17 protein-coding genes are annotated in these 19,986 nt (G+C 40.0%); 8 read left to right on the top strand and 9 right to left on the bottom strand.

Going from position 1 to position 19,986, the window contains the following annotated elements; translation table 11 throughout:
• Window positions 1–26 precede the first annotated feature (26 nt).
• The gene (locus tag HUS61_RS05440; RefSeq protein ID WP_175081434.1) at window positions 27–2,912 is read right to left on the bottom strand and encodes an insulinase family protein; all 2,886 of its coding nucleotides are present in this window, start codon (window positions 2,910–2,912) and stop codon (window positions 27–29) included.
• Window positions 2,913–3,078: 166 nt separating this feature from the next.
• On the opposite strand from HUS61_RS05440, the gene HUS61_RS05445 reads away from it, so the two are divergent.
• A complete protein-coding gene (locus HUS61_RS05445; protein ID WP_175081435.1) occupies window positions 3,079–3,492 on the top strand; it encodes an MAPEG family protein in 414 nt (137 codons plus the stop codon).
• Between the two features lie 71 nt (window positions 3,493–3,563).
• Here the strand turns inward: HUS61_RS05445 and HUS61_RS05450 are convergent, their stop codons facing one another.
• A complete protein-coding gene (locus HUS61_RS05450; RefSeq protein ID WP_368737277.1) occupies window positions 3,564–4,271 on the bottom strand; it encodes a peptidylprolyl isomerase in 708 nt (235 codons plus the stop codon).
• Between HUS61_RS05450 and HUS61_RS21875 the strand changes: the two genes are divergently transcribed.
• From HUS61_RS21875 to ushA, 3 genes are all read left to right on the top strand, one after another.
• Window positions 4,249–4,317, top strand: a complete 69-nt coding sequence (locus tag HUS61_RS21875; protein WP_350338400.1) for a hypothetical protein — start codon at window positions 4,249–4,251, stop codon at window positions 4,315–4,317. The two genes, HUS61_RS05450 and HUS61_RS21875, sit on opposite strands and share 23 nt — an antisense overlap.
• 231 nt (window positions 4,318–4,548) lie before the next feature.
• The gene (locus HUS61_RS05455) at window positions 4,549–4,746 is read left to right on the top strand and encodes a hypothetical protein (protein WP_054563072.1); all 198 of its coding nucleotides are present in this window, start codon (window positions 4,549–4,551) and stop codon (window positions 4,744–4,746) included.
• Window positions 4,747–4,821: 75 nt separating this feature from the next.
• Window positions 4,822–6,429 carry a bifunctional UDP-sugar hydrolase/5'-nucleotidase UshA gene (gene ushA / locus HUS61_RS05460; protein ID WP_175081437.1) on the top strand — a complete coding sequence of 536 codons (1,608 nt, stop codon included), beginning with the start codon at window positions 4,822–4,824 and terminating at the stop codon, window positions 6,427–6,429.
• A 58-nt stretch (window positions 6,430–6,487) separates the two neighbouring features.
• On the opposite strand, the gene HUS61_RS05465 is transcribed toward ushA, so the two are convergent.
• Window positions 6,488–7,435: a hypothetical protein gene (locus HUS61_RS05465; protein ID WP_258535937.1), complete on the bottom strand. Its 948-nt coding sequence runs from the start codon at window positions 7,433–7,435 to the stop codon at window positions 6,488–6,490.
• Window positions 7,422–8,324: a hypothetical protein gene (locus tag HUS61_RS05470; protein WP_175081438.1), complete on the bottom strand. Its 903-nt coding sequence runs from the start codon at window positions 8,322–8,324 to the stop codon at window positions 7,422–7,424. Before HUS61_RS05470 ends, HUS61_RS05465 begins: the two co-directional genes overlap by 14 nt.
• A gap of 219 nt (window positions 8,325–8,543) precedes the next feature.
• Here HUS61_RS05470 and HUS61_RS05475 point away from each other — a divergent pair, with 219 nt between their 5' ends.
• On the top strand, window positions 8,544–9,407 hold the full coding sequence (locus tag HUS61_RS05475; RefSeq protein ID WP_175081439.1) for a S1/P1 nuclease: 864 nt from the start codon (window positions 8,544–8,546) through the stop codon (window positions 9,405–9,407).
• A gap of 34 nt (window positions 9,408–9,441) precedes the next feature.
• On the top strand, window positions 9,442–12,564 hold the full coding sequence (locus HUS61_RS05480; RefSeq protein ID WP_175081440.1) for a TonB-dependent receptor: 3,123 nt from the start codon (window positions 9,442–9,444) through the stop codon (window positions 12,562–12,564).
• A 409-nt stretch (window positions 12,565–12,973) separates the two neighbouring features.
• Here the strand turns inward: HUS61_RS05480 and HUS61_RS05485 are convergent, their stop codons facing one another.
• The 5 genes from HUS61_RS05485 to HUS61_RS05505 form a co-directional block, all read right to left on the bottom strand.
• Window positions 12,974–13,984: an ABC transporter ATP-binding protein gene (locus HUS61_RS05485; RefSeq protein WP_175081441.1), complete on the bottom strand. Its 1,011-nt coding sequence runs from the start codon at window positions 13,982–13,984 to the stop codon at window positions 12,974–12,976.
• An 11-nt stretch (window positions 13,985–13,995) separates the two neighbouring features.
• Window positions 13,996–15,495, bottom strand: a complete 1,500-nt coding sequence (locus tag HUS61_RS05490) for an iron ABC transporter permease (RefSeq protein ID WP_175081442.1) — start codon at window positions 15,493–15,495, stop codon at window positions 13,996–13,998.
• Complete coding sequence (locus tag HUS61_RS05495) at window positions 15,495–16,535, bottom strand: extracellular solute-binding protein (protein WP_054563064.1); 1,041 nt, start codon at window positions 16,533–16,535, stop codon at window positions 15,495–15,497. Before HUS61_RS05495 ends, HUS61_RS05490 begins: the two co-directional genes overlap by 1 nt.
• Window positions 16,535–17,347, bottom strand: coding sequence for a hypothetical protein (locus HUS61_RS05500; RefSeq protein WP_062565497.1), 813 nt, complete (start codon window positions 17,345–17,347; stop codon window positions 16,535–16,537). Before HUS61_RS05500 ends, HUS61_RS05495 begins: the two co-directional genes overlap by 1 nt.
• Window positions 17,348–17,441: 94 nt before the next feature.
• Entirely contained in the window at window positions 17,442–17,897 is a 456-nt protein-coding gene (locus HUS61_RS05505; RefSeq protein WP_175081443.1) for a MarR family winged helix-turn-helix transcriptional regulator, read from the bottom strand.
• A gap of 103 nt (window positions 17,898–18,000) precedes the next feature.
• Here HUS61_RS05505 and hmgA point away from each other — a divergent pair, with 103 nt between their 5' ends.
• On the top strand, window positions 18,001–19,305 hold the full coding sequence (gene hmgA / locus HUS61_RS05510; RefSeq protein WP_175081444.1) for a homogentisate 1,2-dioxygenase: 1,305 nt from the start codon (window positions 18,001–18,003) through the stop codon (window positions 19,303–19,305).
• Window positions 19,305–19,934 (top strand): maleylacetoacetate isomerase, encoded by a 630-nt coding sequence (gene maiA, locus HUS61_RS05515; RefSeq protein ID WP_175081445.1) that lies wholly within the window; start codon window positions 19,305–19,307, stop codon window positions 19,932–19,934. The genes hmgA and maiA overlap by 1 nt, the downstream gene beginning before the upstream one ends.
• Window positions 19,935–19,986 lie beyond the last annotated feature (52 nt).

Genomic DNA, 19,986 nt, shown 5'->3' on the forward strand with positions numbered 1-19,986 from the left:
TGGGCTTTTGTTTATCAACTATTAGGTTACTTTTGGAATTTGATCCCTTTGTAATAACTCTCTAAGTTTTCAACTTTTGTTTGGTTTTTAAGATCTGCAAATGGCTTATCCGCAAACTTACTACCACGCATTTGAATATTTAATCGTGGTGCCTCACTGTTGAGCATGGTTTTCTTGTAATAATCTTTAAGATCAGCCAATGTCACTTTTTCAACTTCTGCGATAAGCTTTTCTTTAGAATCGAAGTTAAAGTTTTCACGGTACCAATCAGATATAAGCGGTGACATTTCATCACTTAAATTCTTAGGTTGCTCTTTTAAAGACACAAGCGTTGCATTTTTAAGCTGTGCAAATGTTTCTTCTGTCATGTTATCAAGCTCAACAGCGTATTGCTTTTTAAACTCATCAAAACGCGCTTGCATTTCTTTAGGGCCTTTAACCGGTGTTTGAATATAAAGACCCAAAGCAGAGTAGTCTTCAATTGGACGCGCTAATGCACCAACCGCATAAGCTAATTGCTCTTCAGTTCGTAACTTATCAAACGCTACGGTTCTAAAGTGGCTTTGTAAAATTTGTGCCTGTGCTTTTTGCTTATAACCAGGGGTTGGGTGTACAACCATATCAATAATTGCTACATCCGCTACATCTATATCTTTTTGCAGTACAATACGCTCACCAGGCTGAGGTAACCAGGCTTTGCTTCTGGCAAACTCAGTCGCTTGATGACCTTTAGGTAGTATAGCGGTTATCTTACTCGCAATAGATTCAACATCGTTTTGGTTATAGTTACCAAAAGTGAATACGCGTAGATCATTGGCAGCAAGTGTAGATTGTTTAATAGCCGCGAAATCAGCAAGGGTTAGTGTGTCTGCCGCTGCAATCAAGGTTTCGGTGTCAAATTTACCACTACGTGTAAGCTTAGAGTACTCACCGAATGCTTGATAGAATGGGAACTGCTTTTGTTGATTGAGTAAATCACGCTTAAAACGATCGATTGCTTGGGCAAAACCTTCTTCAGACACATCTAACGTTAGATTTTCAAGGGCCTGAGCTAAAAGAACATCTTGTTTATCAGTGAAACCACTTAGCGATAACACAAGGCCGTTACTTGGCTGTAGCCCTAAACTCATACCAGCAACAGCTGCTTCTGTGCTTAGTTTGCTTTGTTGTAAGTTATAAAGATCAGCCCAAATTGAGTAAAGAACTTGTGATTTTACATTCACAAGGGCATCCGGCGTATTAATGTAAACTTCAACAAGGCCTTTTGGCTGTTCAGCAAACTGCTGACTTGCTTGACGCCAAACTTTTACACCCTGCTTATCAAATACTAGTTCAGGGTGCGCCTGTTGTTTAAACTCAGCGGTTTTAATTGCAAAGCTTTCAGGTAATAAGCGGTTAACTGTTGGCAATGCTAAAGCGTATTCGCTCGGTTTGCTCCAACTTGCAACTTCTGCTTCGCTGATGTCTTCTATACGATATTTACCATCGTAAAAATGTAGCTGTGAATCTGTTTCTTCTTGCTTTGAAATATACCAAATACGTAGCGTATCTTCGTTTAATTGTGAAAGCACATTTTGCACCGCGTCTGCATCAAACTTAGCATAATAATAAGGTGCGTTAATTGCGTTGTTCACAGGGAACTTTTGCATGCTATCAGTTAAGTTACTTACATAACCAAACTCATCACCTTTTTCAAGGAATTGAAATTCATTGTTTAACGATGTACGAATTTCATTAAAGTATTTGCTATCAACACCCTGCTCTTTAATAAGCGCAATGTACTGCATAACCATAGCGACAATTTCTTCGCGGTTTTGCATGCCAGCATCAGTCAATTCAATATTAACCGTTAAGCTGCCATAGTTACCATATTGTGTTGGGGCATCAGAAGCAGATAAACGTGACACCCAGCCTTTATCACGCAAGATTTGCGCAGGACTACCTTGCATTTCGTTACTTAAAAGGTATGAAACAAAACGATTTGGTTTAACCGCAAACTGTGAACTGTTATCAGCAATTGTGAACTCTAACTGTAGTTGTTTTACATCTTCATTTGGTGAGTAGTAAACACGCTTTCCGCCAGCAACAGAAAAGTCTAACTTATCAGTCACCGTTGGTTTTTCGATTTTTTTATTTTCAATATCAGCAAAATACTGTTTAGCTTTTGCTTCCATTTCAGCCAGTGGACGATTTGAGATCATCGCCACTTTCATAATATTCGATGAATAATATTTGTTATAGAAAGCAACGGTTTCTTTATGCAGATTGCTGCCTTCTTTGTCCCCTAAAGTTTCTAGGTTACCAATTAAGAAACGGTTTGCAGGGTGTGAGCCCATCATTTGACGCGCTAGTTTAAATTGGCCAAAAAAGTCCATTTCACGGCGCATTGACCATTCTGCATTTACCGCATTTTTTTCTTTATCTGTGTACTCAGGATAAAGCTTTGGAGATTTAAAGAAATCCGCAAAACGATCAAGTGCTTCATCGTAAGCATCATTGTTCACTTTGAACATGTAGTTTGTTATATCTAACCAGGTGTAAGCGTTATGCGCGCCACCATTTTTGGTCATAAAATCACTGTAACCTTTAGTGTCTGGGTAGCGGTCTGTACCAAGGAACAGCATATGCTCTAGGTAGTGCGCCATGCCTTGTTGAGACATAGGGTCGTGCAATAAACCAACGCCTACACTCAAAGCAGCAGCTGATTTTTCAGCACTAGGATCTGAAATTAAAATTACATCAATTTCGTTATCTAGTTTTAATGTTTTGTACTCACGGGTGTCGTTTGGGCTGATAACTAACGAGTCAGGAATAAGGTTAGTATTAGCTGCAGGAGGCGTTGTGGTAGAAGTAGAAGAACAACCTGCTAACACTGCAAAAGCGATTGCACTGAGTCCAATTATTTTTTTCATTATTTTGTATCCATTAGAAATTGAATAAATTTTTATTTATCATGAGTTTTCGAGCGCCGCAATTCAATGCTTTTCAGCTAAGTTACAGCAAAACTTTGTAACACATTGTGAAAATGCAATACTTACGGTTAAGATTAATAGCAATAACTATAACAAAGGATGAGCTATGGAAAAGTGGCTAATTGTAGCAATGTTCACTCAGGTCTTTCTGACTTTTGCAGTTATGTACATTATGGGTAAGCGTCGTTTTCGTGCGGCAAAACAAAAAACCATCGAGATGAAAGACTTCTTAACAATGGAGCTTGAAAAGGCTGGGGATAATGTTCGCGTAGCAGATCGTAACTTTATCAATCAATTCGAAATGCCTATGCTGTTTTTTATTGCCTGTTTAACAGCTCTGCAAGTCAATGCTGTAGGTACTGTATTTGTTGCCCTTGCTTGGGTTTATGTTGCATTAAGAATTATTCATAGCGTAATACACTTAACTTCAAACACCTTGAAGGCTCGCTATTATAGTTTTGTTGTCAGTAGCTTTATAATGGTAATAATGTGGGTACTTATTTTAGTTAGAATCTTCTAATAAACATCAATACAAAGAAATAAGGCGCTTTTTAGCGCTTTTTAGCGCCTTATTAACTTTATTGATTGGAATTATTTACGACGAGCAAAGCCTGCAAGAGCTAATAAAGATAGCATCCACGCAAGACTCCCGCCTGAGCTACCACCGCCATTGTCTGAAGAGTTATCTTCATCAATTAGCGTGTTCTCTTTTGGTGACAAAGAAGCAGATGAATTCGGATCATCATCAATCACAGTCACGCTGTTAATGTAAAATAAGTTTTCACCACTGAAACCTGATGTTGTATCTGGGCACTGCTCTTCATTAAGGTTTACTACTGGGATTTCTCCACAGTGAACTAAAGAGGTGATTTGTTCTAAAACATCCATACTCTGTACAGTTACTTCACCAAAAACAGTAAAGCCACCATTTTGTAAGTCGAGGTTAGCGCTGTTATCTTTTAAATTGAAAAACCACTGACTTGTCGCACTATTAGCATTACCACCAACTTTCGCCATTGCAATGGTACCTTTAACATTCGACAGCTCTGGCTCATTGGTAATAGCGTCAGCAGTTTCTATCGCCTCAAAATCAGTATCAAATTTAAAACCACCACCTTGCAATACAAAGTTATCAACTGAGCGATGGATAACCGTACCGTCGTAGCTGCCATCTGCAACATAGTTTAAAAAGTTTTCAACGGTAACAGGTGTATGTTGGTCATAAAGGTGAACAGTAATACTGCCCAGATCTGTCTGCATTTCAACAATAGTAGCATTGGCTGTAAAACAGCTAGCCAATAAAGCAGTTGCAAGTAGATGTTTTTTCATTGTTTATCTTTCCTGATAATTTTTATTATAAAACTGCAAGAAGCTTAAACAAAATAGACAGACGCTTAAATAGCAAACAAAACAGTTACACAAAACGCGCCAAAGCAATTACATCTCAGTTACATTAATTTACACCATGTATTCATTATGGTTATAAAAAATTTAAAGAATAAATCAAAATCGTCTTATCAAATAGGCTCAGTTTGTTAGTATCAGCACGACAACAATGAACACACAGGAATGAACCATGGCGAATGAAGAGAACGCAATATGCGATTTTGGCCTACACCAAGGTGAGCCTTATAGTAAGTTACCCGCTAGTTTTTTAAATTGGATGGTCGGCAATAATCATCAAAAGTCTCATTACGCAGAACAAGAACTACAACGCAGACAACTTGCCGCAACAGGACAACTAAATACAGAAAATAGCGACAAAAGTTTATAAAATACATTTAATTTAAACTTAAGTCGTTTAAACTAAGCGCATAATTAACCTACTGCTCTATTCAGGCAAACAATTATGCGCTTTTTTTTACTAACATCGCTACTGGTTACCCTAACCGCATGTAGCTCCTCTTCTAATAATACTGATTCAGCCCAATATTTAACTCTGCTTCATACTAATGATAACCATGGTCGTTTTTGGCATAACGAACAAGGTGAATATGGCATGGCTGCTCGTAAGACTTTAATTGATCAACTAAAAGCCGAAGCTAAAGCACAAGGCCATGCTGTTTTACTGCTTTCAGGTGGCGATATCAATACGGGTATTCCAGAGTCTGACTTACAACACGCGGAGCCCGATTTTAAAGGTATGTCGTTAATTGGTTATGATGCCATGGCAATTGGTAACCATGAGTTTGATAATCCACTGGCAGTACTTGATCAACAACAAAAATGGTCAAACTTCCCTTTTTTATCAGCCAATATCATAGATAAAACAACCGGTGAAAATCGTTACCAAGGCTATAAAATCTTTGAAAAGAATGGCCTTAAAATTGCTGTAATCGGCTTAACTACCACAGATACCGCTAAAATCGGTAACCCGCAATATATCGGTGGCCTAGAATTTAAAGACCCTACAGACGTTACTGCAAAGTTAGCTCCAGAAATTGATAAACAGTACAACCCAGATATTACCATCGCTGTTACTCACATGGGTCACTATGTTGATGCTAACTTTGGTATTAATGCGCCGGGTGATGTAACTATGGCACGCAACTTACCAAAAGGAATGCTTGATATTATTGTTGGCGGTCATTCACAAGAGCCAGTGTGTATGAAAGAAGCGAATGTTGCTGACAAACGCTTTATGCCAGGTAAAGAGTGTAAGCCTGACCAACAAAATGGTACTTGGATCATGCAAGCCCATGAGTGGGGTAAATATGTGGGTAAAGCTGAATTCAAATTAGAAAACGATGAATTAACTTTGCTCAATTACTCACTTATTCCTGTAAATCTTTATATCGATGATGAAAACGGTAATAAAAAGCTAGCGGCTGAATACATTGAACCAAACAAAAACTTACAAGACATCCTTGCGGTTTATCAGCAAAAAGGCGCAGCACAAATTGCTGGTAAAATAGGTAACGTGGATGCAAAACTTGAAGGTGACCGCAATAAAGTACGCTATGAGCAAGTAAACTTAGCACGCGTTATTATTGCTGCACAAATGCAGTCAGTGGGTGCTGATTTTGGTTTGATAAGCGGTGGCGGTATTCGCGATAGCATTCAAGCAGGCGATGTAAGTTATAAAGATATTTTAAAAGTTCATCCTTTTAAAAACCGTATCACCTATATTGATATGACAGGCCAAGAGCTATTTGACTATTTACAAGTTGTTACTTCTTTCCCACCTGATTCAGGTGCTTACTTACAATACTATAAGCTAAGCTTTAAGCGCGATAACGACACTTTATCTGATGTTAAAATTGCCGGTAAACCACTTGATATGGCTAAAACTTATCGTATGAGCATTAACAGCTATAATGCCTCTGGTGGTGATGGTTACCCTACTCTTACCAATAAAAAAGGCTTTGTGAGTACAGATGATACAGATGCACAGGCATTAAAACGTTTCTTTGAGCAAAATAGTCCTGTTAAAGCGTCTGATTACGCTCCTAAATAAAGACTAGTTAAATAGAAAAAGGGAAGTCAGTGACTTCCCTTTTTACTTTTAAACTAGATTACTTCCCAATGACTTCAATATCGGCAATCTCAATCGCTTTCAATCCATAATGATGTAATCGAGAACGGGAGCCTTCACCATGCGCCTTAGGTGGATAATAGGTTTCTTTTATCTCAGGCTGCTCTTGCCAAACTTCATCAAGTGCTGCCCGAATTTCACTTAATGTTTTTTCTAAACTATTGGTAAAGTTTGGGCGCTTACGTATTGTGTGACCAAGCTCTACTAACCGGTAAAAATACTTGTTTGCTAAAGTCAGTAATTCTTCTGGTACATCTTTATTTTGATTAAGCACTACATCCGGGTGTTCAATACAAAACTCAACCAATGCAAGATAAAAACACAGTGGTTTATTAGCAAGCGCCACTGTTTTATCAACAGCACAACTAGCAGCCAAGGTTTTATTTTGAAGATCGACTATCAATTTAGGCTTTTCTTCTGCCTGAACAGCAACTTCCGGTTCGTGTTTAGCTATTTGGATTTTAGTGCGTTCACTTATAAATAATAAATAAGTAAATGCAGCTGCAAATAAACACACCAAAATCAACACTGCGATATCATCTTTAGAAAATAAAGACGATGCCACAACAAAGCTAACCGTTAATGATTTTTGTGGTGCATGCAATTGTTTAGTGATTAAATCTGCACGAGCAGGATAATCAGAGATCCCCTCAATGGAGTAAACCATCACGCCTGAGTCAGCTAATTGTGCATTAAGACGCGCGATATAATTGAGTACCATATCTTTACTACCTGAATGCTTTAAAAAATCATCAGGTAAATTTAAATGGTTTAAATCAAGGGCAATGCGGTTTTCAACTTTCGCTAAAGTCAGGGCATCATTTGTTGTTGTCTTATAAGCTTTTGCTGTAATAAAGCTGGCAAATAAAACCAAGCAACAGCTTATAAATACTCCGCCATAAGCAAGTTTTACTCTAATTGGCAGCATTGCTATCCCCTACTTTCATTGTTTGCTGAGTCGACTCACATTCCCAAAAAGACTCAACATGATTAAAGTAATGAGAATTTTGATTGTGTGCCAATTGGGTTAACTGCGCTTGAACTGCACATAAAAGGTCGGTGTTTTCATCCTGCATTTTTAAATACCAACGACTACCACTTATATTGTCGCGTATAGGCGTAATGTAGTTTTTAGAAAAAAGCTGCTGGTCGCTGTCTTGCCAATAAGAAGAAATTAAATCGACCTTACCACTTGCAAGCAGCTCTCTTAATTCAGTATGGGAACTTGCGTAAGTGATATTAAGGTTTTCTAGGTTGATATCTAATTTTTTAAATAATTGTTTAGGGAGAATGTGTCCAGAGCGGCTCGTTGGGTAATCAAGCAAACCAATACGTTTATCTAAAAAGTAGCTTTTTTCAATGCGTGGCTTTTCTTTACTAGAAATTAAATAAGCAGTGTAGTCAGGAAAGCCAACAACTGCTTGGTAGTTATAGGTTGACTCGGCCATAAAGGCATTAATCAAGTTTTCTTTAGCCAGGATCAAATCTGCAATCCCTTTACCTAAAAACTCAATTGTGTCAGATGTTTTATAACCCCAATAAGAGGTGACCTTGCCGTATTGTTTACTAATGATGTCATCAGCGCACAAAGTTTTAGCAACATCCTCAGCCAATACTTTGCCAGATGAATACACCACCAACTCGTTGAGATTAACCTCTGATTTAGTATCACATTGGAAAGACGTTTCAATAAATGCATCGATGTCAGAAACAGCCGGTTTACCCTGCAAAATTCCGATATAAAAAAACAAAATAACTGCTAGAAACAAAAATGTAACAATCGACGATTTTTTTATTAGTATTGTTCTTAAATTCAATTTTAATAGCCAACAACGCTTCGTTGTCTCTATTTGAACAATTATTCTTACTTATTACAACAAGTAATTTTACCTGAATATTTTAAGCTATTGATAAATAACATATATGAACAAGAAATTATGAATCTTATTGAGTCCTTTCTATTTGCTTTTAAATTCAGGAAAATATGCATCAAGAAATCGTGCTTCAGGGCACATTCATTTTTGGACACTGAGTCAATGTTACAAAAAACAATAAAAATGTTGCTGTTATCGACACCAGTTATTTCAGCTGTGTTAAGTAACCCGGCTAATGCATGGGGTCAGAATGGTCACCGTATTATTGGTGAAATTGCATCTAAGCATATTACAGACACCACCAAGCAAGCATTAGTTCCTTTACTTGATGGTGATTCTTTACCACAGGTAGCAACGTGGGCTGATGAAATGCGTTCTGCTCCAGAAAAATTCTGGCAAAAGAAATCTTCGCGCTGGCATTACATTAACTTTAAAGAAGGCGATGCTAAACCTCATTACGACTCACATGCCCACCATAACAAAGAAACCGTGTCAGATATCCTCGAAGGCATGGAATATTCAATCTCAGTATTACAAAACCAAAAAGCTTCTCTAGGTGAAAAACAGTTCGCACTGCGCTTTTTAGTTCATCTTGTTGGTGATAGCCATCAACCTTTTCATGCTGGTCATGGTGAAGATCGTGGCGGCAACAATATTTCTGTCACATTCTTCGGTCAAGATACCAATTTACATAGCTTGTGGGACACAAAACTCATTGAAAATGAAAATTTGTCCTATACTGAGTTTGCGCAATTTATAAATACATCAAATCAAGCGTTAATAAAGGACTATCTTGCCAGTTCACCTAGCGATTGGTTAATCGAATCAAATAATATTGCAAACTCTCTGTATAAAGAAAATGAAACAAACGTAAGTTATAGTTATATCTACAAAAACTTACCGGTTGTTAAAACTCGCCTACAACAAGGCGGGATAAGATTGGCAGGTTTATTAAATAGTCTATTTGATAAATCAGCAAAACCGTTAGTAAAGGCACTTAAGATGCCAACTGACAGCAAACTATAAATGAAACATAACCTCTAACACGGGAAATAACATAATGAAAATCCAACTCCGCAAAACAGCTCTATCACTTGCTATTGCAGCATGTGTTGGTGTGAGTGGTGCAGCGTTAGCAAATGAAACAACATCTGCTATCAAGGGTCAAATCAAAGGTCCTAGCGGCAACCCTGCTGCAGGAACTAAGATTACTATCGTTCACTTACCTTCAGGTTCAACTAAAGAAACTGAAACGAACGATGCGGGTTACTTCACAGCAAAAGGCCTACGTGTAGGTGGTCCTTACCGCGTTGTTGTAGATTCTGACGTATTCGCAGATCAAACATTCAACAACATCAACCTACAAGTGGGTGCTGACTACCCAGTTAATGTTACGTTAGAGAGACAATCTGATGTAGAACAAATCGTAGTTACTGGTCGTCCAATCAGCCGTATGTCTGGTGGTACAGGCCCAGCTGCAACGTTCACACTTGAAGATTTAGAAAACCAACCAGCTATCAACCGTGACTTAAAAGATATCGTTCGTATCGACCCACGTGTAACAATTGACGATAGCCGCGGCTCAATCAACTGTGGTGGTGGTAACCCACGTTTCAACAGCTTAACGCTAGACGGCGTTCGTATGAACGATAACTTCGGTTTAAGCTCTAACGGTTACCCTACAATCCGTGCACCTTTCTCTTTTGACTCAATCGAACAGGTTGCAGTTGAACTAGCACCTTTTGATGTTCAATATGGTGGTTTCACATCATGTAACATCAACGCTGTTACTAAATCAGGTGGTAACGAAGTACACGGTGGTATGTTCTTCGATTACACAAATGATTCAATGAAAGGCGACAAAATCGAAGGTGAAGACTACGATAACGGTGATTACACTGAAAAACGTTATGGCTTCAACGTTGGTTTACCACTAATTAAAGATAGCCTTTTCTTATTCACATCTTACGAAAAACTTGAAGGTGTTAAGCAATACAACTACGGCGGCCTAGACACAGGTAGTGTTACAGCTGCAGACGTTGCACGTGTACAACAAATCGCTCAAGATGTTTACGGTTATGACGCAGGTGGCATGCCATCGAGCGCACCAGTTGAAGATGAAAAAATCTTAGTTAAGTTAGACTGGAACATCAACGATGACCACCGTGCAAACTTAATCTATAACTATAACGATGGTTTTACACTGTCTCAGTCAGATGCTTACAGCAACACTGTTACTCTAGATAATCATTTCTTCAAGCAAAGTGCTGAATTTACATCAATCATTGGTTCACTTTACTCAGATTGGTCTGATGAATTTTCAACTGAAATTCGTTTAGGTAAATCAGAGTTAGATCAGACTGTTCGCTCTTTAGATGCAGCTAGTAGCTTCGGTGAAATGCAAATTCGTACAGAAGACGGCGGTACTATCTATATTGGTCCAGATGATTCTCGTCAATCAAATGCTCTTAGCTACGAAACAGTGACAGCAAAAATTGCAGGTACATATTACCTTGATCAACACACGATCACAGCTGGCTATGAGTTTGAAGAATTAGACGTATTTAACCAATTCGTTCAGCACACTCAAGGTGAGTGGCGTTTTAGATCTGTAGATGATTTTGAAGATGGTTTTGCAGATCGTGTCTACTACAATAACGCAGCTGGTACAAATGATCCAACTGATGCTGCGGCTAACTTCTCTTATGCACAACACACTTTATATGTGCAAGATGAGTACAGCTTTACAGATTTAGATGCAACATTAACGTTTGGTCTACGTTACGACAAATACACAAGTGACGACAAACCTAACTACAATGAAAACTTTACAAACCGTTACGGTTTCAGCAACCAAGGTACATTCGACGGCATCGATTTAATTCAACCACGTGTTGGTTTTGAGTGGTACGCAACAGATGCACTAGAAGTACGTGCAGGTGTTGGCCTATTCTCTGGTGGTAACCCGAATGTATGGCTATCTAACTCATACTCAAATGATGGTATCACTAACATTGGTACATCAATCAGAGGTGGTGTTGACCTATTTTCTACGCCAAACGTGAACGGCGGCACACCAGGTTACGAAGTACCACAAAGCCTTTACGATCAAGTTGCAAACACAGTCATTGGTTCAGGTGATTCATCGGTAAACGCTGTTGACCCAGACTTCGAAATGCCATCAGAGTGGAAATACTCAGTAGGTGCAACATACACAACAGAAGATGAGTATGTATTCTCACTAGATTACTTATTCACTAAACGTAAAGATGCTGCTTTCCTAGAAGATATCGCGTTACAAGATTCTGGTGAAACAACATTTGATGGTCGCCCAATTCTTGAGTCAAAAGAAGGCCGTAGCGGTGACTTATTACTTACAAACGTAAGTGGTGACAGCGGTGAGTCTCATGTTATCTCAGCTGCAATGAGCAAACGTTTTGATAACGGTATTAGCGTACAACTAGCTTATGCTTACACTGACTCAACTGATGTTAACCCTATGACAAGCTCTGTAGCGAGCTCAAACTACGGTAACTTAGCGACATACGATCCGACTAATCCAGGTGCACACACATCTGATTACGAGATCCCGCATCGCTTTACTATGACATTAGGTTATACAACTGAGCTGTTCGATGGATACAACACTCGTTTCAACCTATTCAGTGAAACGTACAAAGGTCTTCCTTACAGCTACACGTTTGATGATTCAGACTATGATGTTTGGGGTGATAGCAACTCAAATGGCGGTCGTCAGTTAATGTATATCCCTGAAGTAAATGACCCTAACGTTGTTTATGACATGACACCAGAAGAAGTAACTGAGTTCAACGAGTGGATTTCTGCTCAAGGCTTAGCACGCGGTGAAATCTCTGGTCGTAACCGTCAAAATGCTGATTGGTTCACTAAAGTTAACTTCAAGATGACTCAAGAGTTACCTGGTTTCATGCCTGGTCACAAAGGTGAAGTGTTCTTCGTTATCGATAACTTAACAAACATGTTAAACGATGACTGGGGCGTACTTAAGAAAGGTAGCTTTGTTGGTAACAGCATGGTGACCGTAGACCTTGATGATCAAGGTCGTTACGTATACTCAGACTTCAACCCTAACAATGGTAAAACTGCAACTCAAAGCAGCGCATCAGTTTGGGAAATGCGTGTAGGTGTACGTTACACATTCTAATAACGAGTTAACCTTGTTATAAAACAAAAGCCCGCCCCTACTGGCGGGCTTTTTACGTTTGGAGAAGTTAACGAGTTGCTAGTTACGAGAGTAAAGCTACTAGGGGAAAGTTAGCAAGAGTAAAGCTTCAAGAGTAAAGTTAGAAAGTTGCAAGGTAACAGCGATTTTACATCGCGTTCTAGTGCCTAAAACCTAGAGTCTAATACCTGATAAAATTTCCGTAGGACGGGCTTTAGCAGTGAATGGTTGTAGTAACGAGATACGAGATAAGAGTTACGAGAGTAAAGCTTCTAGAGGAAAGTTAGCAAGTTGCTAGGTAGCAGATTTTACTCGCATCTGATGGCTGACAGCTGAAAGCTGAAAGCTTTCTAAAAAATGCAGGCCATTTAGACCTGCACAGATACTTTATTTAAGCTGCGTAAACCGCAAGTGGGTGTGTTGTATTGATAGATACATGCACTGCATCACCTGGGCGTACCATCACTTCATGGCTTACTCGGCTTGTCACTACAGTATCACACGCTAATTTTACAGCGCATAAGCGACTACCACCTTCGTAACGTACCCATGTCACTTTACCATTGCTAGTAGCTGCATTTTGAATAAGGTGAACATCATCAGGGCGAAGTAATACATCAACTTTTGCAGTATCATGATCAATCCTAATCGCTGGTGCATTACCTAAATCAGTGGTGGCAATATCACCTTCACAATTACCGGCAATAAAACTTGCTTCACCTAAAAAGCGTGCCACAAAGCGATTGCTTGGTAAGCTAAAACAGCGTTCAGGGGTATCGATTTGCTGAATAATGCCTTCTTTAAGTACGCCAACACGGTCACCGACAGATAAGGCTTCTTCTTGGTCATGAGTTACCCAAATAGCAGGTACTCCCGCATCTTTTAATGCATTACGAATATCCCAACGAAGGGTGTCTTTTAAAGCTGCATCTAAGTTTGATAACGGCTCGTCAAGCAATACAAAGTCTGGTTCGTGAGCTAGTGTACGGGCAAGCGCTACACGCTGCTTTTGACCACCCGATAAGGTAGCGGGCTTTTTATTACGAAATGCTTCAAGACCCAATAACTTAATCCAATGATCTGCTTTTGAGGTATCGGTTAATCTAAAGCAAATATTTTGCTGTACCGTTAAATGCGGAAATAACGCAAAGTCTTGAAATACCATTCCTACTTTACGTTTTTCTGGTGGTACTTTTAATTTGGGTGTTGCCCGCCATGAGCCTAAATTAATTTCGCCTTCGCTGATAGGAATAAGCCCAGCTAACGCTTGTAAAATTGTACTTTTACCACAGCCAGTTGGACCAACTAGCATGAGGATCTCACTTTCCCCAAGTGATAAGTTAAGTTCACTTACCACACGATTGCTACCATAATCGATAGACAGCTTACTAACTGATAGCATTAAACTGATCCTTAATGTTCTAATTGACTGCGCTTTTCACCTGAGAGCATTATAGCTAAGCCACATGCTGATATCACTACTAACAAGAGCCCAGGAATGGCAGCTCGACCGAAATAACCGGCTTCATAAACTCGCCACAAATAGGTTGATAGGGTTTCAAACCCTGTTGGGCCGAGTAACAATGTTGCTTCAAGCTCTCGCATTGATTCTAAAAATACCAAGGCTGCACCAGCAATGATACCGCGCAGTGTTAAAGGCAAGGTAATACGCATAAATGCTTCACGAGGGCTGGCGCCTAATACACGTGCTGATTTGATTAAACTCGAGTCTAAGTGTTCTGTGCTGGTACGAACTGAGCCAACTGCCAGCGGTAAAAAGCGCAGCACATAGGCAATCACTAATAATGCCAGAGTTTGGTATAAAAGCGGTAATTGCAAGCCACCATAGACAAGTGCAGTACCCATCACTATACCCGGAATACCAAATCCGAAATAAGTGACTCGTTCCATAATGCGCCCTACTTTACCACTTAAGGCAGCATGCGCTACAGGCACAGCAACCACAACAGCGACAATAGCCGCAATGCCAGATGCATAAGCTGAGTTCCACGCAATACTGAAATCAAAATCAGCAACACCATCGCGAGCAAGCCAGAGAGTAAAAATGGCTAACGGCAAACAAATAGCCAATAATAAAACGGGTAGAAAAGTCACTAGCATGGCTAACTTTTGACCGTTTGATGGAAATAACATTAGCGGTCTACCGTGGCGCTCAGAAGCTGTTTTAATTTGTGATTCGATGAACAGCAAAAAGCCTACTATCACCATTAATTGTAGCGATAACATCGCTGCACGACTTAACCCAAAGGCGTTATATTCAACATAGATTACTCTGGTAAAGGTATCTAAGCGCATCATCGCCGGTGTACCAAAATCTGATAGAGTATAAAGTGCAACAAGTAATGAGCCCGCTGCTATACCGTTTATTACACGCGGTAATATAACTTTAAACACACTCATCGGCATCGACATACCTAAAGTGCGAGCCGCGTTTACCATGCTGGCATCTAGACTAAGTAAAGACGAACGTGTTGTTAGCATTACAAATGGAAACGTGTACAGCGTCATTACAATAGCGGCACCCGTTAAGCCATAAATAGGCGGGGTTTCAAAGCCTAACAGCTGATTAATTTCACCACCGGGGCCAAATGCTGCATATAAAGTAAACGCGCCAATATAACTTGGAATAGCAAGTGGAGCTGCAAACAAAACAAGCCAAAGCTTTTTAAAAGGAAGTTGAACATAGGCACTAATAAACGCCAGAGGCACGCCAATTAAAATAGAGCCTATAACAGTTAACACCATAAGTGATAAAGTGTTACCCAGAATTTTTAAATTGTGACTATCAAAAACAGCCGTCGCATCACTGGCTAAAGTGATCAGAATATAAACTGGCACTAACGCCAAAAGCGCTGCAAGCAGCGCCATGGGATAAGAAGCAGGTATGCGCATTATAAAACACCGCTGCTGCGCATAAGGTCGAGTGTTGGCCTTAAATCTGCCAATTGAGTTAAATCGATTTTCGGCGGCGACACATCCGTTAAGGCTGGTAATCCAGCTGGCTGGTCAATACCTTGAATCAATGGAATTTCGTAGGCTTCACGTGCTAAGTAACTTTGTACTTCAGAACTTAGTAAGTAGCGCATAAAGTTCATTGCGTTCGGGTTGTCTGTCAGCGATAACACACCTGATGCATTAACTAAGCAACCGGCATCTTGATTGGTGAATGCAAGATCAAGGTTTGCATCTGGTTTACCTGACTTAAGGCGTAAGGTGTAATAATGGTTTGCAAAACCAATATCCACTTCACCACGTTCAACGGCCATCACTACACCAAGCTCGCCGGCATAGGTTTTCGAACGTTTTTGAACTTTCTTAAGCCATTTAGCGGTTTTATCTTCACCTTCAAGAATACGCATTGCCGTGACAAATGATTGGAAAGAAGCATAAGCAGGTGCCCAACCAATTGATAAATCGCTATCAGCAATGGCCATTATGCTATCTGGGATCTGATCTTTTGATAAACGCTTAGTGTTGTAAGGTAATGTACGAATACGACCTGTCACTGGTGCCCAGCCCGGATAGCGGAACTGCGGTTGTAATTGCGCTTCTAAGTCACTTGGTAGCGGTTTAGCTAAACCTGCGTCTGTTACTAAGCCAATCGCGCCTGAGTCAACGGCCCAAAATAAATCAGCACGTTTAACACCCGCTTTCGCTTCAGCCACAATCATGTTGGCAAGTGCAGCAGTTGGGCCACGGCGAATTGATAAATTAAGTTTTGGGTTTTTCTTTTGGATTGATTGCAGTACGTTTTCGTACAAACCACCTTCACCACGGCCTAAATATAAGGTTAAGTCACCCTCTAGGGCCGGTAAGTCTTTCACTGAAATTGGGCTTGCAGCAGAGGCTGCAAAGGCACGAGAAAGAGGTAGTGGCATTGCGCCCACTACCCCAAACGCAGCCAGGCCTTGAATAAAGGTCCTACGCTTCACTAAAATACATCCTTACGTGCTTTTTCGGCTTCTTCTAGTAACACCTTAGCGCGATCTAGTTTTTCTTGCATATCAACAACCACTGCACGTACTTGGTCAACAGACCCTTTATCAGAAATAGCTTTAGGCAGGGTTACGTTAAAATCTTTTTCGAGAACTTCTACTAACTTCGCATCTTTTTCGATAAGTGTACCTTCAACACCTTCGAATAAGTGAAGGTAAGTATCGTGTACAATTTGGGTTGCTTCATCGCTTAAACGTTCTGCGTATTTTGCAACAACACGGTCTAATTTATGTTTGATCTCATCGATAGTAGCGCTTTGCGTCATTGTTTCAGAAGCAGTTGCTTTTACAGCTTTTAATAAGCCTTTTTGCTGGAAGTCGGCAGCAAGTTTAACAGCTCCAAGACCCTGCCACAAGGCAGCATTTAAGGCCTTTTGGTGCTCTCGAACTTCGCTTGCTGGTTTTTTGTCATCAATGGCCATTTTGATACCATAAATGCCTTGCCAGATTGATGCATAAACCGGTACATAATTCGTTTCAATCGCACTGTGAAACTTTACTGATTCCCAGTATTCAATTAAATCATCGCTTTTAACTGCTTTTGCGCCTTTTGTTTCATAATCGGTAACCATGGTGTCAACTTTACCGATCATCCACTCAACGTCTTCTGAGTAATCTTTTAAATTTTCTTTTAGATGATTAACGTGCTCACCAATTGGGCCATTTGCCAATACAGGTTGGGCAATAAAAGTAGATGCTAATACTAGGCTAAGACCTAGTGTTTTAACGGTGTTTAACGCTAATTTCATAGGGGGACATCCAAGTTTCTAATTGTAAATGATAGCCATTATCATATACGTATCGATTGTCTAAATCAATTGCTATAAAGCCTTGATTACAGAATTACACATTTTTATTTAAGTGATTGGAAAGCTTACTAAGAGTGTTCATAAATTGTTTAAGTTCTTGGCTATCTAAGTCACTCACTAAACCGGCTTGCCACTCGTTTGCTAATGGCACAATTTGTTCATGCAAACGGTTCCCCTCAACGGATAGTGATAATAAATTTGCGCGTTTATCCTTAGGGTTTTCTTTGGCTATTATAAGGTTTCTGGTCAATAGCGACTTTACTGCACGAGACACCGTTGATTTATCCATTTGTGCCATATCACATAATTCTTTGGCAGTACGCTCGCCATATTGGGCCAAATTCGCAATTATACGCCATTGTGGCACGGTTAAATCGAACTGCTGTTGATATAGCTCACTAAACTGCTCACTCATTTGCATTGCAATATTGGTTAATGAATAAGGTAAGAACTGTTTTAAATCGAGCGTTGTTTGATTATCTGTCGTCATGGCTGCACTACTGTCAAAGAATATTTACACAAGTAAGTTCAGTGTAGTTTGAATTTAGTCTCACATGAGAGTATCTTACCTAAAACCTTTCAGGAGTCTAGTGATGAATAACGAATTACAATATATGACAGGCTTTGGTAATGAATTTGAAACCGAAGCATTACCCGGTGCATTACCTATCGGTCAATTCAGCCCGCAAAAAGTTAAATACGATTTATATGCTGAGCAGTTCAGCACAACGGCATTTACAGCGCCCCGTGCTGATAACCGTCGTACTTGGTTTTACCGCATTCGCCCGTCAGTAATACAAGGTGATTACACGCCAATTGATAATGGCCTTATTCGTACAGCTCCTATCACCGAAGTGCCAACACCACCGACAATGCTACGTTGGGACCCAATTGAAATTCCAGAACAGCCAACTGATTTTATAGATGGTTTAGTCACTATGGCTGCCAACGGTAGTGCCAATGCACAAACAGGTATTGGTATTCATATTTATGTCGCTAATAAATCAATGAAACAGCGTTACTTTTATAATGCTGATGGTGAAATGTTATTTGTGCCGCAACAAGGTGAGCTATTACTTAGAACTGAGTGCGGGCAACTAACCGTTCGAGCAGGAGAAATTGCAGTTATTCCTCGTGGCATTAAGTTCGCAGTTGATTTGCTCACCGATACAGCCCGTGGCTACATCTGTGAAAACTATGGCCATGCCTATATTTTACCAGAGCGCGGCCCAGTGGGTGCCAATGGTTATGCTAATGACCGTGACTTCCACTACCCTGTAGCGGCTTTTGAAGATGTAGAAGGTGATTTTGAACTCGTTGCTAAGTTCAATGGTAATATGTTCCGTTGTGATATTGGCCACTCGCCATTAGATGTGGTTGCTTGGACGGGTAATAGTGCACCTTACAAGTATGACCTTGCTCGATTCAATGTTATGAATACAGTAAGTTACGATCACCCAGATCCTTCAATCTTTACTGTATTAACATCACCATCGGGTACTGAAGGTGTCGCTAATATCGATTTTGCTATCTTCCCTCCACGTTGGATGGTGGCTGAGAACACATTCCGCCCACCTTATTACCACCGTAATATTATGAGTGAGTTTATGGGCTTAATCGAAGGTGTGTACGATGCCAAAGAACATGGCTTTGTACCAGGTGGTTCTAGCTTACATAACTGTATGTCGCCACATGGTCCAGAAGCAGATGTATTCGAAAAAGCATCAAATGCTGAGCTTGAACCACAACGCTACGAAAACACTTTGGCATTTATGTTCGAATCGCGTTACGTTATTTCACCAACTAAATATGCCCTTGAAGGTAAAGAGCGTCAGCCTAACTACACAGACTGTTGGCGCACTATTAAAAAACATTTCACAGGTAACCAGGACGTATAATGAAACTTTATAGCTATTTTCGTTCATCAGCTGCATACCGAGTACGCATTGCGCTTAATTTAAAGAACATTGATCACGAGTTGGTGACGGTTAATTTATTAAAATCAGAGCAACAAAGCGACGATTACCTAACTAAGAACCCACAAGGGTTACTGCCAGCACTTGAAACTGAGCAAGGTGTGCTTGCGCAATCGCTGGCTATTTTAGAGTGGCTAGAAGAAACTCACCCAGAAACACCTTTGTTGACTGGTGATGCATGGCAAAAAGCACAGATCCGTAATTTATGTTATGCCGTGGCGTGCGATATCCACCCTATCGATAATTTGCGCGTATTAAAGTACTTAGCTAACGATCTTGGTGTTGATGAAGAAGCAAAAACGACCTGGTATAAGCATTGGGTAGAAGTTGGCTTTGAGAGTATCGAAAAGCTACTTGATGAAGCGAATACTTTTTGTGTGGGCAACAAACCAACGCTTGCTGATGTGTGCTTAGTGCCGCAAGTATTTAATGCCTTGCGCTTTAAGGTTGATATGACCAAGTACCCTAAAATTGCTGCTGTATATGAGCAATGTAATAAGCTTGATGCCTTTATTGATGCTGTACCACAAAATCAGCCAGATGCAATTTAGGCTTTAAGATTTGTAGTTAAAAAGGCCCGAACGCTTCGGGCCTTTTTTATTT

The organism is Pseudoalteromonas sp. 0802 (genome assembly GCF_013350085.1).
GTDB lineage: Bacteria > Pseudomonadota > Gammaproteobacteria > Enterobacterales > Alteromonadaceae > Pseudoalteromonas.

Coding starts and splice junctions, on each gene's coding strand:
- hmgA (WP_175081444.1), top strand. CDS start 18,001: ATGAATAACGAATTACAATATATGACAGGCTTTGGTAATGAATTTGAA.
- HUS61_RS05465 (WP_258535937.1), bottom strand. CDS start 7,435: ATGCTGCCAATTAGAGTAAAACTTGCTTATGGCGGAGTATTTATAAGC.
- maiA (WP_175081445.1), top strand. CDS start 19,305: ATGAAACTTTATAGCTATTTTCGTTCATCAGCTGCATACCGAGTACGC.
- HUS61_RS05455 (WP_054563072.1), top strand. CDS start 4,549: ATGGCGAATGAAGAGAACGCAATATGCGATTTTGGCCTACACCAAGGT.
- HUS61_RS05480 (WP_175081440.1), top strand. CDS start 9,442: ATGAAAATCCAACTCCGCAAAACAGCTCTATCACTTGCTATTGCAGCA.
- HUS61_RS05445 (WP_175081435.1), top strand. CDS start 3,079: ATGGAAAAGTGGCTAATTGTAGCAATGTTCACTCAGGTCTTTCTGACT.
- HUS61_RS05490 (WP_175081442.1), bottom strand. CDS start 15,495: ATGCGCATACCTGCTTCTTATCCCATGGCGCTGCTTGCAGCGCTTTTG.
- HUS61_RS05500 (WP_062565497.1), bottom strand. CDS start 17,347: ATGAAATTAGCGTTAAACACCGTTAAAACACTAGGTCTTAGCCTAGTA.
- HUS61_RS05505 (WP_175081443.1), bottom strand. CDS start 17,897: ATGACGACAGATAATCAAACAACGCTCGATTTAAAACAGTTCTTACCT.
- HUS61_RS05475 (WP_175081439.1), top strand. CDS start 8,544: ATGTTACAAAAAACAATAAAAATGTTGCTGTTATCGACACCAGTTATT.
- HUS61_RS05440 (WP_175081434.1), bottom strand. CDS start 2,912: ATGAAAAAAATAATTGGACTCAGTGCAATCGCTTTTGCAGTGTTAGCA.
- HUS61_RS05485 (WP_175081441.1), bottom strand. CDS start 13,984: ATGCTATCAGTTAGTAAGCTGTCTATCGATTATGGTAGCAATCGTGTG.
- ushA (WP_175081437.1), top strand. CDS start 4,822: ATGCGCTTTTTTTTACTAACATCGCTACTGGTTACCCTAACCGCATGT.